11 protein-coding genes are annotated in these 12,320 nt (G+C 43.2%); 4 read left to right on the top strand and 7 right to left on the bottom strand.

What is annotated here, in order from left to right:
• Window positions 1–122 precede the first annotated feature (122 nt).
• On the top strand, window positions 123–587 hold the full coding sequence (locus QVP90_RS01030; protein ID WP_021935449.1) for an N-acetylmuramoyl-L-alanine amidase: 465 nt from the start codon (window positions 123–125) through the stop codon (window positions 585–587).
• A gap of 87 nt (window positions 588–674) precedes the next feature.
• Here the strand turns inward: QVP90_RS01030 and QVP90_RS01025 are convergent, their stop codons facing one another.
• From QVP90_RS01025 to QVP90_RS01010, 4 genes are all read right to left on the bottom strand, one after another.
• Window positions 675–3,077 (bottom strand): GumC family protein, encoded by a 2,403-nt coding sequence (locus tag QVP90_RS01025; protein WP_021935448.1) that lies wholly within the window; start codon window positions 3,075–3,077, stop codon window positions 675–677.
• 47 nt (window positions 3,078–3,124) lie between these two features.
• Window positions 3,125–3,913 (bottom strand): polysaccharide biosynthesis/export family protein, encoded by a 789-nt coding sequence (locus QVP90_RS01020; RefSeq protein ID WP_007482059.1) that lies wholly within the window; start codon window positions 3,911–3,913, stop codon window positions 3,125–3,127.
• Window positions 3,900–5,669, bottom strand: a complete 1,770-nt coding sequence (locus tag QVP90_RS01015; protein WP_021935447.1) for a WecB/TagA/CpsF family glycosyltransferase — start codon at window positions 5,667–5,669, stop codon at window positions 3,900–3,902. The genes QVP90_RS01020 and QVP90_RS01015 overlap by 14 nt, the downstream gene beginning before the upstream one ends.
• A gap of 472 nt (window positions 5,670–6,141) precedes the next feature.
• The gene (locus QVP90_RS01010; protein WP_005931069.1) at window positions 6,142–7,083 is read right to left on the bottom strand and encodes a tyrosine-type recombinase/integrase; all 942 of its coding nucleotides are present in this window, start codon (window positions 7,081–7,083) and stop codon (window positions 6,142–6,144) included.
• Window positions 7,084–7,322: 239 nt separating this feature from the next.
• On the opposite strand from QVP90_RS01010, the gene QVP90_RS01005 reads away from it, so the two are divergent.
• The gene (locus tag QVP90_RS01005) at window positions 7,323–7,931 is read left to right on the top strand and encodes a master DNA invertase Mpi family serine-type recombinase (protein WP_005931072.1); all 609 of its coding nucleotides are present in this window, start codon (window positions 7,323–7,325) and stop codon (window positions 7,929–7,931) included.
• 164 nt (window positions 7,932–8,095) lie between these two features.
• Here the strand turns inward: QVP90_RS01005 and QVP90_RS01000 are convergent, their stop codons facing one another.
• Window positions 8,096–8,662, bottom strand: a complete 567-nt coding sequence (locus QVP90_RS01000) for an HdeD family acid-resistance protein (protein WP_005931075.1) — start codon at window positions 8,660–8,662, stop codon at window positions 8,096–8,098.
• Between the two features lie 171 nt (window positions 8,663–8,833).
• On the opposite strand from QVP90_RS01000, the gene tpx reads away from it, so the two are divergent.
• Together tpx and QVP90_RS00990 are read left to right on the top strand one after the other, a co-directional pair.
• Complete coding sequence (gene tpx, locus QVP90_RS00995; protein ID WP_005931078.1) at window positions 8,834–9,337, top strand: thiol peroxidase; 504 nt, start codon at window positions 8,834–8,836, stop codon at window positions 9,335–9,337.
• A gap of 171 nt (window positions 9,338–9,508) precedes the next feature.
• Entirely contained in the window at window positions 9,509–10,393 is an 885-nt protein-coding gene (locus tag QVP90_RS00990) for a DUF3078 domain-containing protein (protein WP_025819534.1), read from the top strand.
• Between the two features lie 91 nt (window positions 10,394–10,484).
• Here QVP90_RS00990 and QVP90_RS00985 read toward each other — a convergent pair whose 3' ends face one another.
• Window positions 10,485–11,126 carry a DedA family protein gene (locus tag QVP90_RS00985; RefSeq protein ID WP_021935446.1) on the bottom strand — a complete coding sequence of 214 codons (642 nt, stop codon included), beginning with the start codon at window positions 11,124–11,126 and terminating at the stop codon, window positions 10,485–10,487.
• Window positions 11,127–11,149: 23 nt separating this feature from the next.
• The coding region (locus QVP90_RS00980) for a tetratricopeptide repeat protein (protein ID WP_288203639.1) at window positions 11,150–12,320 on the bottom strand (1,171 nt) is incomplete at its 5' end.

The following is a 12,320-nucleotide window of genomic DNA, read 5'->3' as shown; positions in this document are numbered from 1 at the left end:
GAGATTGCTTGCGGATTTTAGGAAAAATAAAAAGAGTATGAAAAAGTGGAAAAAGATTTTAGAGTGGGTGATTGCGGTGTTGGTGTTTCTGCGGGGCGGAACCGGTGGGAAAGGGGAAAACGATGAGAGAGATTGATCTTATCGTGGTACATTGTTCCGCTACGCGGGAAGGCCGGGACTTTACGGAGCATGATCTGGAAGTGTGCCATCGTCGCAGGGGATTCAATGGTGCCGGTTATCATTTCTATATCCGTAAGAATGGGGATATAAAAACTACCCGTTCGCTGGAGAAGATCGGGGCGCATGTAAAGGGATTCAATCAGAAAAGTATCGGCGTCTGTTATGAAGGTGGGCTGGATTGCCGTGGGCGGCCTAAGAATACGATGACGGTATGGCAGAGACATTCTCTGTATGTGCTGATACGGACGTTGCTGAAAGATTATCCCGGAAGCAGGGTGTGCGGACATCGGGACTTGTCTCCCGACTTGAATGGAAACGGTGAAATCGAACCTGAAGAATGGATTAAAGAGTGTCCCTGTTTTGATGTGATTGAATTTATGAATAATTACAAATTTGGCGAAATTTAAAAATATGACTCTTTAAAGTGTTAAATATTTAACACTTTAAAGAGTTCTTTATTTATTGTATATATGTAATTATTTATAAATTCTTAATTATTTCCTTTTTTCTTTCTGCTTTTCTCCATATCCATATCCATAACCATATCTTTTTCCGTAGCCATATTTATTCCCGTATCCATAATAATAACTGTGCTTTTTCTTTTTCATATCGATTCCGTTGATGACAATGGCTATTTCGGGTAACTTGTTTTCTTTTTTCAATTCATTAATCAATCCGAAATCGCTTTTATAAGAATAGTCGGCACGGCAGACATATACGGTGGCATTAGCAACGCGTGACATAATAAGGGTGTCGGTCACCATACCCACCGGGGCGGTATCCAATATCACATAATCAAATTCTTGAGATAGTTGTGTGATGGCTTTGTCCAGTGATGGGCGAGCCAATAACTCGGCAGGATTCGGAGGAACACTTCCGGAAGGCAGTATCTGCAAATTACTGCTGGCCTGGGTGGGCAATAGTAAAGAGTGCAGATCGATACTGTCATCGGTCAGGAAAGAGGTGATACCTTTCAGATGTTTCTGTTCGAGACCGAAATACCCGGCCAGTTTCGGCTTGCGGATGTCGAGACCCACGATTACCACCCGTTTGCCCAAAAGGGCAAGGCTGACACCGAGATTGCATGAAACGAATGTTTTACCCTCGCCACTGATAGTGGAAGTGATTAAGATGACATTATTCTCTTTTTTTCCTAAGATGAACTGAAGATTGGTGCGCATACTACGGAATACTTCGGACATCATGTTGTTTTCGTTCTCTTTTACGACAATGGTTGAGCCGTTCTTCTCTGATTGGTAATCTGTGGGAACATCACAAAGGATAGGAATACGGGTCAGTTTCTCCACATCGGCATGACCTTCGATACGGAAACGGAAGAAGTTGACTAATGTAATGGCAACTATCGGTATCAACAGCCCGATAACGATGGCAATCATCCGGACCAGAGAGTAATTGGGGGCTATGGGGTGGTCGTTGGCTGTGGCGGCGTCTATGATCTTGGCATTGTCTGCCGTAGCTGCCAGAGCGATGGAGTTTTCTTCACGTTTTTGCAGCAACATCATGTAGAGTCCTGCCTTGATTTCTTGCTGGCGGGCAATACCGGTGAGCGCGCGCTCCTGTGTAGGTGTCTGGTCGATGCGGTTGGAATACTTGCTTGCCTGACGGTCGATATCCTCTTTGGAAATCAGCAAACCTTTATAGACACTGTTGATGGCCGACCTGATGTTGGCACGCATGGCGCTGAGATCGCTGTTTTTGCGGATGATCACCGGATTGCTTTCCGATGAAGTACGGAGCAGGCGGTTGCGTTCCAGTATCATTTCATTATACTTGTTGATGAGGGCAGACAGGCTGACATCGTTTACTCCTACGTTGGAGGGGATTACGGCGTCCTGATTGGCTCGGTTGTCAATATAGTCGCGCAGGTATTCCATCAGGTTGAGTTGGGTTCCGATATCCATGCGTTTTTTCTCGTATTCGGAACTTTCCTGTACGAAAGTGTTGGCATCACTTATGCTGGTCAGCCCGGCGCTACGTTTGAAGTTTTCCAGTTCGGCTTCCGTACTCCCCAGTTCGCGGTTGATGATTACGATGCGCTCGTCGATGAACTCAGCCGTTTTGGTCGCTATTAGTTTCTTGTCATTATTGGCATCGAGGTTGTATACTTCAATGAGTTTGTTGACAAAATCTTCTCCCCGTTGCTTGTTGGTAGTTTGTATATTGATGTTGGCAATGGAAGTCATGTTAGAAGTGCCGGCAATGCTCAGTGCCGCCAAATAAGCTTTTGCCATTTGAAGCGGAGGGGTGATTGTGATATAGATGGTTTCGTCGAATATCGGTTTGGTATTGGGACGTAACGACAGTGTCAGTCTGCCTGCCGGGGTATCCAGCAGGATCGGTAGTTGTTGGACGTGGGCTGCGATCTCTTCTCCGCCGATGTTCCCACTGATGTCCAGTGTGCTGTCCGGTTGCAGGACGACTTCAAAGTTGAATCCGGTTTTTAGTTTGTTGAGATCGGTGGCGGACATTTCAACGGCTATGGGGCTGTCCGTATAGAGATCCCGTGATCCGATATGTCCTTTGGTGGTATAAGTGGCATATATCTTCAAAGCGGTCACCGCCTGTTTGATGAGAGATTTTGAGCGGAGGATCTCCATCTCGTTTTCAATACTTCCGCTTGAAGAAAGGAAGCCCATGTCCTCAAGGGCGAGCATCTCACTGGCACGACTGCCTTTCTTGTCGTCTTTTATCATGACGGTGGCGCTGACATTGTATACCGGAGTGGCATAACGCAAATAGAACCATGCACCTGCCCAGCAAAGGACGACGGAAAGGATAAACCATTTCCAGTAGATGAAATAATTGAAAAGGAGATTTCTCAGTTCGTTCTTATTATCGGTTTCTTCAAAGGTATCTTCGGGAATAAACTCTTTCATGAATGATGATTTATAATTTATAATTTAGATTTATGAAGGGGGTAGGGTCATTTGAACAGGGCGACTGCCAGTGACGTTAATGATGTCAGCACCGAAAGGATACTTACCCATGGGGTGATGGCACTCATCTCAGAACTTCTTATTTTCGATTTTCTCGGTTCTACATACAGGATGTCGTTCTGTTGCAGATAATAATATGGAGAGGAGACGATACCCGGGTCTTTGAGGTCGAGCAGTACAATTTCTTTTCTGCCTTGCTCGTCTTCACGGAGTAGTTTCACGTTATTGCGTTTACCGTAAATGGTCATGTCACCTGCCATGGCAAGGGCTTCGAAGACATTTACTTTTTCATTGGCTACGGTGAACGTGTTTGGTTTGCCAACTTCACCCAATACGGAAAATTTATAGTTGACCATGCGTACGTTCACGATGGGTTCTTCTTTCAAAAAGGCTTTCAGACGTTCGCAGATCACTGTTTCGGCTGCTCCTTTGGTGAGTCCTCCGAGGTGGAGTTTGCCTAAAATGGGAAAATCGATATCCCCGTTGTTATCTACCAGATAAGTTTGTTGTGGCGTATTGCCGGTGCTGCCTGTTGTTGCCGGTGATTGCAGACTTCCGTTCAGATTGAACGGGGCGGCCAATTCGGGTTCGGAGCAATGCACGGTAATGGTAAGCAGGTCTTTGGGCAGAATATGGGCATCATACAGGAAAGGTGGTTGTTCTGTGTATTTCAGGTATTCTCCATCCTGCATGTATGCAATATCTTTTTGGCTGCCGCATGAGCTGAGCAGTAAAAGAATTAGGGTGGGGAGGAATAGTGATTTAGTTAATTTCATAATCGGGTGTTGTTTTTTTATTGTTTTTCTTTTTGAGTTTCAGTCGCACGATATCCGACAGGTATTTCGGGGTGGAGACAAAGTTACGTTTCCACATTCTGCGGGGTTCTTTGATAAGCCGTCCCAACCATTCCAGTCCCATGGCGATCATCCATTGGGGAGGACGGGGAGTGGTGCCGCCGTAAAAGCCGAACACAGCTCCAATTCCGGAGATGAGACGGGCTTGGAGCAGATGGCGGTTGGCGGCAATCCACTTTTCTTGTTTTGGGGCTGTCATGCCGACAAATAATACATCGGGTTTGAATGCGTTTACGGCCGCTATCATCGCGGCTGTTTCTTCTTCAGAAAAACGGTCGCGGTAAGGAGGGCTATAAGTATTGACCCGGATATGAGGATGCTCTGCATGAATACGTTCGGTAATATGTGTCAGTGTGCGCTGTGAGGCTCCGAGATAAAAGACGGAACCGGCAACCTTATCGAGTTGCTGAAGTACGTGCCGGTGAAGGTCGGCACCGGCCATTTTGCGGATACGTATTCCGAAAAGCCAACGGACGGCGAATACAATGCCTGTACCGTCGGGGATAAGCGCATCACTTTGCAGAAGGGCTTTTTTGAATTCTGTATCCCGGTGGGAAGTTACCCATGAGTGCGGATTGATGGTATTCACCACCACTTGCCGTTTGGGGATGGAATCAAAGCGGTAGTTGGTGGTGACGGAGAAATCTCCCAAAGGGATGGATGGGGATTGCTCCGATATTTTATTAAGCTCAGAATTGCCTGCTATTCTTTTCCTCCGTTGGTTGAGATAGACGTTAAAAAGAACACCTGTCATGAGGTCAATCGTTAATAGGATATTGATATTGAGCCGTTTGTACAGAGAAATGTTCAGTGCGGTAAGACACAAGGTCGCTACTGTTAAAATCAATGTGATTTTACGGTGACTGTAACCCAAATCAAGAAGTTTGTGATGGATATGGTTGCGGTCGGGGTTGAAAATCGGTTTTCCTTGACTGGCGCGTACACACATCACTCTGGCTGTGTCAAATAGAGGGACAAATAATACGGACCAGGCAATAATGATAGGAGGGATACTTGGTGCAGTATTGTTGGCGGATGTTTGCATGCTATAATATATGGCAAGAAAACTAAGCATATAGCCTAAGGTCAGAGAGCCGGTATCACCCATAAACAGTTTTCTTTTGGCAATGGTGTTGTAATACAGGAAAGGGATGAGGGTACCTGTGATGGCGAAAGCCAGAATAGAAGTAGTCCGGTTTCCTGCAATGAGTAGACTGCTACCCAAAATAACGGATGCTACAATACTGAGTGTTGCTGCCAGACCGTCTACTCCGTCAATGAGATTGAGAGAATTGATGATATAAACAGTTAGCAGTGTTGTAAACGGTATTCCAATATAAGGGGATAATTCATATATGCCCAATAAACCATAGAGGTTGTCAATATAAGTTCCGGAAGATATCAATAGAAGGGCAGATAAAATCTGGATGATGAATTTGTGGGAATATCGGACACCAATCAAATCGTCTTTAATACCTAACAATACTAAAGGAAGTGCTCCACATATCATGAAAGAAAGGCGGATAATGGATTGTGCTGAATAATTGATGAAATATTCAGTGGTATATATGGCTTGTAAACCAGATACCGAAAGGAAACTGAGCATAATTACGGGAAAAAAAGTAATACCGGCAAGTCGGGGAATCGGGTTTTTATGGGATTTCCGCTTGTCAGGCATATCATATAGACGTTTTCTTCTGGATATTAGAAGAATACGAGGCAGCATAATGCTTTCAATAAAAATGGCAATAAAAAAAGAAGCTGCACAACATGTTATCACACCAAATGTAGAGTTTATTAGGCTATTCATTGTTTGTTTTCATATTGTTCTCTTACTTATTAGGTAAGGGAACGACTAATCCTGAAAGATTGTCGGAAAGTGTTTGTTATGTTAATGTAGCCTAAAGTTTTTGTAGTTTCAGAGGTGAGAGATGTCTGTTTTGTAGAATTCTGTTTGATGTAATATTGTAATTACATCAAACAGAGTATTTGTATCAAATCTTCATTTATTGAACATTGTCTTTTTTAAAATACGTGTATTGGGGATATTAATTTGTGATTTAAGAAAAAAATATCACTCAAAATTGTCTCATATTGAAAATTTATATCTAATTTTGTGGCGATAAATGAATTGTTAGTCGTTCCCTTACCTAATAAGTAAGAGACTTCTTTTTGGTAATATTTTTTCTTTTCGAAGTTACTGCCGAAATAACTTTTTTATTTGCATCGCTCATCGTTTTATTATCCAATGATTCCAGATAGACATAGGTTACTTTTTCCGAGGAATGTCCCATGCCCGTGCTGATGATTGAAACTGGAATGCCATTTTCGCGCGCAGTGCTTGCCCATGTATGGCGGGCTACATATGAAGTCAATTGCGGAGTTATTTTTATTAAGTCTGATATTCGGTGCAAATGTTTGTTGTAGAGCCGCAAGGCGCTTTTATATTGTCTGTATCCTGTTTCTCCTGTTGCTGTGAGTATGGGTAGCAGATAAGCGGAATCTTTGCATCTGCATGCGTAGCGTTTTATAATTTTGGCAGCACACTTTTCGATGGTGATATACAGTTGTTGTCCCGTTTTTTGGCGACGATAAATTAATATGTTTCCATTTACGTTGCTTTTGCGTAAATAGGCTAAATCGACAAATGGAATTCCCTGCAAATAGAAACTGAGTAGGAACATGTCACGGCTGAATTCTAATTGCGGACAATGGCTTAAGTCGGTTTCCAAAAGCTGGTTGATAAGGACTGGCTTTATAGCTCGTTTGGCTGTGGCGTCACATCCGACGAAAACATTCTCGAAAATTTCCTTGGTGTTCAGCGTGGCTACTCCGGCAGTGACAGCCTGGTTGAAAATAGATCGTAGCATGCGCATGTAAAGAGAAACTGTGTTGTCGAACAGCCCTTTTTGAAAAAGGTGCTGTTCGAACGCTTTTATGAGCTCTGGAGTGATCTTGTCAAAATGCATGTCGGGAGCATTGGTGAACAATTGCAACCGGTGCAGTGTGCTTAGATAGCTGTCGGCAGTGCTGTATCTGCCGGATAATTTTGCTTTTTTAATCAATGATTCTGTGAAGATTTGTATTTCCATTTTTTGGTTTTCTTTTTTTTATTTGTTCAATAAACAAAGTTTGTGCCTGGAATGATTTTAGTAGTTCAGATAATGGGCAGGTAAAGGTATGGTAAAAAAAAGAGCACTCTGCAATGCTTCTTCTATGATTTTATTTTGAATGACTGAATCGGCATTAACAAAAGAATCTGTAATTAGAGTGATGGATAATAGTATTTGCTGTTTTTTCGCAGGGTATTAATCATTTTAATGGAGAAATTATGGTAATAGCTTATTTAAGAGTAAGTACGGAAAAACAATTTTTAGCCAACCAGAAGGAGGAGATTTTAAGGTTCGCGGAAAAGAACGGGCTGAGTATTGACAAATGGTACACTGAGACAGTGAGTGGGAGTGTAAGTACAAAAGAACGGAAATTGGCACCGTTGCTGAGACAGATGAAACCCGGAGATACTCTCATCGTGACGGAAATTTCGAGGCTGAGCAGGACGCTACTGGAAATCATGACAATTCTGAATTCGTGCATCAAAAAACAGGTGGTGCTGTATAGCACGAAGGAGGGGTATGTGTTTCAGAATGATATAAATAGTAAAGTACTGGGATTTGCATTTGGGCTGATGGCCGAGATAGAGCGCAACCTTATATCGATGCGTACAAAAGAAGCATTGGCACGACGGAAGCAGGAGGGAATACCTTTGGGGAGGCGGAAAGGGGATAATCCGAAATTGCAGTTGCTGTATGAAAATAAGAGGTATATTCTGAAACAGGCGAGAAGTGGTGCCAAGCACGCGAAGCTGGCACGTGAGTTCGGGGTATCCCGTACTACCATGTTCCGCTTCTTGAAAGCTGAAGGAATGACGGCAACGGCCTGAATAAGTTAATTGATGCCGTTGGGTTGATTTAAAAATTGTGAACTGTGAATTTGTCTGGCTTGACACCGTACGACAATTCCCAGTTCACAATTCTTGATTTAAAAGTTTGTTTCGATTTCTTCCGGTATGATTTATATGATCGGGAGGAAAACAGAAACCGGTGCTTAATTATTGGCTCTTTTATGCAGATTCTTAAGTTCGAATGCGAGCATGAATCTGAAGAAACCGATAATAAGGAAGGTGAATGAAATCATATAGACCGCATACAATGCACCTACTGCCGGTTGCCACAAAATGAGCAGCGAACAGAGAATGGCAAGAATGCCGAAAGCCATGTACCATCCCCAATCGCGGGTGCCATACCGTTTGAGGTCCATCGAATAACCGGTGGCAGAGAAACCACGGAACATAAGCCAAAAGGCAATGAGGAACGGAATGATTTCCATGCTGACCATCGGGTAGGCCACGAGGTAAATGCCGATGATGAGGTCGATGATACCGCCGGCAAGATACCAGCCCCAACTGGATACATGCTTGTTGCTTATTGCAAAAAGGATTTCAAGAATACCACTGATCAGCATGGAAATACTGAAGACAATGCTCAGGGCTACGTAACTGCTTAGCGGAGCAAACATAAGGCATATCGCCACACCGATATACAAAATACCTAAAATAAGGGACATCCACCAGTTCTTGACTGAGTGCTCGATCCCATCGAATACTGTTTTCATACGAATGTTGTTTTATGAATTGATACTATAATTTTGTTAGGAAAGTAACAAATAAAGGTGGAAAAGGTTTTTTTTCTGTGAACCTATTGTGAATTTTAATTGTTGTATATTCAAACGGATGAAAATCCGGATTCTCTAAGAATAATAAATTATTAAATAGTAAATATCTTTATGGCAACAACAAATTTCAAAGGACAACCGGTAAAACTGATCGGTGAATTTATACAAGTAGGTAAAGTAGCTCCGGATTTCGAGCTGGTGAAAACTGATTTGTCTTCTTTCTCTCTGAAAGATCTGAAAGGCAAAAATGTGGTTCTTAATATTTTTCCGAGTCTTGACACAAGTGTATGTGCTACTTCGGTACGTAAGTTCAATAAGATGGCAGCCGGATTGAAAGATACGGTGGTGTTGGCTATCTCTAAAGACCTTCCGTTTGCACATGCTCGGTTCTGTACCACAGAAGGCATCGAAAATGTGGTTCCTCTGTCGGATTTCCGTTATTCGGATTTTGACGAAAGCTATGGTGTACGCATGGCCGATGGTCCGCTTGCAGGTTTGCTGGCGCGTTCGGTAGTGGTGATTGGCAAAGATGGCACGGTAGCTTATACGGAACTCGTGCCGGAGATTACTCAGGAGCCTGATTATGAGAAGGCATTAGCCGCCGTGAAAGAATAGAAAAGGCATTATGAAAAGAGCGTATCCGTGCCCATAGCTTAAGGATGGGCATGGGTTTTGAAAATTTTGACCTAATAGGAGCTGGCCTATGGATTCGGTAATTCGCCGGATCTTCAGTTCTTGTTAGGTTGTGTTTTTTTTAAAAGGTATCAATAACCTAAACCAAGCAACATGAATAAAAAACAAATGTGGTTCATCGCCCTGGCATTCCTGGGTGTAGGGACAGTGTCGGCTCAAACGGAGACGGCAGAAGGTACTTCTCCATGGACGAGAGAAGGAAATTTAGGGTTGAAACTGACCCAAGTAAGTTTGACAAACTGGGCTGCCGGTGGTGATAACTCCGTAGCTTTTGACTTTCAAGGCGCTTATCAGGCCAATTATAAAAAAGGAAAACATCTTTGGAACAACCGGCTTGAACTGGCTTACGGATTGAACAGGACCGGCGAAGACGGGACGAAGAAAGCCAATGATAAAATCTACCTGAACTCTAATTACGGATATTCTATTGCAAAAAGCTGGTATGCCAGTGCATTTGCTACTTTCCAGACGCAATTCTCGCCCGGATATGATTATAGTATAAGCAAGGATATTTCTGTTTCCGAATTTATGTCCCCTGCCTATCTCACCACCGGATTGGGATTTACTTATGAACCGAATAAGATTTTCACCGTGGTGTTGTCACCGGCTTCTTGGCGCGGAACGTTTGTGCTGAACGATCGCCTGTCCGATGAAGGGGCTTATGGGGTAGATCCGGGAAAGCATCTGTTATCCAGTTTCGGAGCTAATCTGAAAGGGGAAGTGCGGTATGAATTCATGAAGAATATGACGGTTTATTCCCGTCTGGATTTATATTCCGATTACCTGCACAAACCGCAGAATATCGACGTGAACTGGGAAGTACAGATCAATATGGCCATCAATAAATGGTTCTCGACTACTCTGACCACTAATCTGGTGTATGATGATGATGTGAAAATTGCACAGAAAGACGGAACGAAAGGACCGAGAGTGCAGTTCAAAGAAATATTAGGAGTGGGGTTACAATTTAATTTCTGACTTATTGAATTATGAATTCTGATTTATGAATTATGCCATGCGGTATGACAACGCAGTTGTAATTCATAAATCAGAATTCATAATTCGGAAATCATTTTCCTTTTTTCATTCCTTTATAAATCAGGAAACCAACGATGAATACGCCGACGGCGATAAAGAAATAGCCTATCTCATGGCTGTATTCAGTTACGCGTGCCAATAGCTGTTCTTCACTTTCGATACCCGGAACGGATGCTAAATTGTATCCGATGGCGGCAAGGATCGCATTCCATAAACCGGCACCAAGAGTGGTGTATAGCAGGAAAGTGCCGAGCTTCATACGTGCCAGTCCTGCAGGAATGGAGATTAACTGACGTACGGCAGGAATGAGACGGCCGATAAAAGTGGAAAGAGCTCCATGCTTGTCGAAGTATTCTTCGGCATGTTGCACTTTAGCTTCATCGATAAGGCACATATGTCCGAGACGGCTGTTGGCAAACTTATAGACGATGGGACGTCCCAGCCAGTAGGCCAGATAGTAGTTGATGATCGCTCCGATATTTGCACCGAGAGTAGCGAACAATACTACGAGATAAACATTCATCTCATCGTTTACTGCTGCTTTGTAGGCGGCAGGAGGCACGACCACTTCGGACGGAAAAGGAATAAAAGAACTCTCGATGGCCATTAACAGAGTAATAGTCCAGTAGTTAAGGTGATCGAGACACCATTGAATAAAGGCTACAGATTCCATTTGCTTTCTATTAATATTGGGTTTTAATCATTTTCTTTTTCATCCGGATATTCATTTTCATCTTCATCTTCATCCTCGTCTTCATCCGAATCCTCATTCTTGAATTCATCGATTTCCTGTATAAATTGATCGATTTTCTTTCGCATGCCCCCATCGACACAATCCAAAGCCATGGCTTCCTGAACATCTCGTAGGTTGAGAGGCGGATCCAGTAGCTGATTGTATTTTTCGAATCCTTTATAATCTTGCTGGATCAGACAGAGAGAAGCCAGGCGGATATCGATACTCGGATGTTCCGGTTCTAATCTTTTGGCTTCTTCGAGACACATGCGTGCATTCTCCAACATATTGCAATTTAGATAGTAATTGCCTATTCGTATCAGTGTTTCCGCTTCGGGGGCACAGCGTATGGCAACTTTCCAAGACTCTTTTGCTTTATCGATTTCTTTTTCTTCCAGATAAATATATCCTTCCTGTAGATAGAGTTCTGCGCTTTCGGGCGTCTTTTCCTTTGCTCTTTCGCAGATTTGATGAGCCTCTTCATATCTACCCATTTTGGAAAGGCAGTATGCTTCATTGCTGTATATATCTGTCAAGATAGGGGATTCCTCGTCTCCGATAAATTTTAAAGCCCGTTCGTAGTTTTGATAGCCCAGTTCCCAGTTTTCCAGATGAGTGTAGGCCAATCCGATAAACATATGGGCGAATTCGGGAGGAATACTTTGGCCTTTGAGTGCCAACTGATACTCTTGGATAGCTTTCGATTCATTCTCCAAGTGGAAAAAGCTATGGGCTTTCATGAGGTGGGCTTCTCCAAAATTCTCATCGGCAGCCAGGGCAAAATCGCAGGCTTCAATGGTTTTCTCAAATTCTTGCCGGTTAAAATGAGATTTGGCCAATCCGGTCCAATAGGACGGATCGTAAGGATTTTTATCTATCAGTTTGTTATAGATATAGATTGCTTGCTCGTCGTGATCGCCACTGCGGTAACAGTCCGCCATAGCGGCCAGAAAATCCTCTTCTTCTTTGTATTCCTCTATGCCGAGCGTAAGCCACGATAATGCTTTTTCGGGATATCCCATGTCCATATAGAGGTAAGACACATCAAGAATGGTGTTTAGCGATTCCTTGTCTTCAATAGAATCGAGCAATTTTTCCGCTTCATCCAGATTACCTTCGTTCAGCCGGATTTCG

This window comes from Bacteroides sp. CAG:189, assembly GCF_000432295.1.
In the GTDB taxonomy this organism is placed as follows: Bacteria; Bacteroidota; Bacteroidia; order Bacteroidales; family Bacteroidaceae; genus Bacteroides; species Bacteroides salyersiae.
This window is presented reverse-complemented; position numbering and strand designations above follow the sequence as displayed.

What these genes read in the sequence shown, in the direction of transcription:
- QVP90_RS00990 (WP_025819534.1), top strand. Translation starts at nt 9,509, where the DNA reads ATGAATAAAAAACAAATGTGGTTCATCGCCCTGGCATTCCTGGGTGTA.
- QVP90_RS01005 (WP_005931072.1), top strand. Translation starts at nt 7,323, where the DNA reads ATGGTAATAGCTTATTTAAGAGTAAGTACGGAAAAACAATTTTTAGCC.
- QVP90_RS01010 (WP_005931069.1), bottom strand. Translation starts at nt 7,083, where the DNA reads ATGGAAATACAAATCTTCACAGAATCATTGATTAAAAAAGCAAAATTA.
- QVP90_RS01015 (WP_021935447.1), bottom strand. Translation starts at nt 5,669, where the DNA reads ATGCCTGACAAGCGGAAATCCCATAAAAACCCGATTCCCCGACTTGCC.
- QVP90_RS01000 (WP_005931075.1), bottom strand. Translation starts at nt 8,662, where the DNA reads ATGAAAACAGTATTCGATGGGATCGAGCACTCAGTCAAGAACTGGTGG.
- QVP90_RS00985 (WP_021935446.1), bottom strand. Translation starts at nt 11,126, where the DNA reads ATGGAATCTGTAGCCTTTATTCAATGGTGTCTCGATCACCTTAACTAC.
- QVP90_RS01025 (WP_021935448.1), bottom strand. Translation starts at nt 3,077, where the DNA reads ATGAAAGAGTTTATTCCCGAAGATACCTTTGAAGAAACCGATAATAAG.
- tpx (WP_005931078.1), top strand. Translation starts at nt 8,834, where the DNA reads ATGGCAACAACAAATTTCAAAGGACAACCGGTAAAACTGATCGGTGAA.
- QVP90_RS01020 (WP_007482059.1), bottom strand. Translation starts at nt 3,913, where the DNA reads ATGAAATTAACTAAATCACTATTCCTCCCCACCCTAATTCTTTTACTG.
- QVP90_RS01030 (WP_021935449.1), top strand. Translation starts at nt 123, where the DNA reads ATGAGAGAGATTGATCTTATCGTGGTACATTGTTCCGCTACGCGGGAA.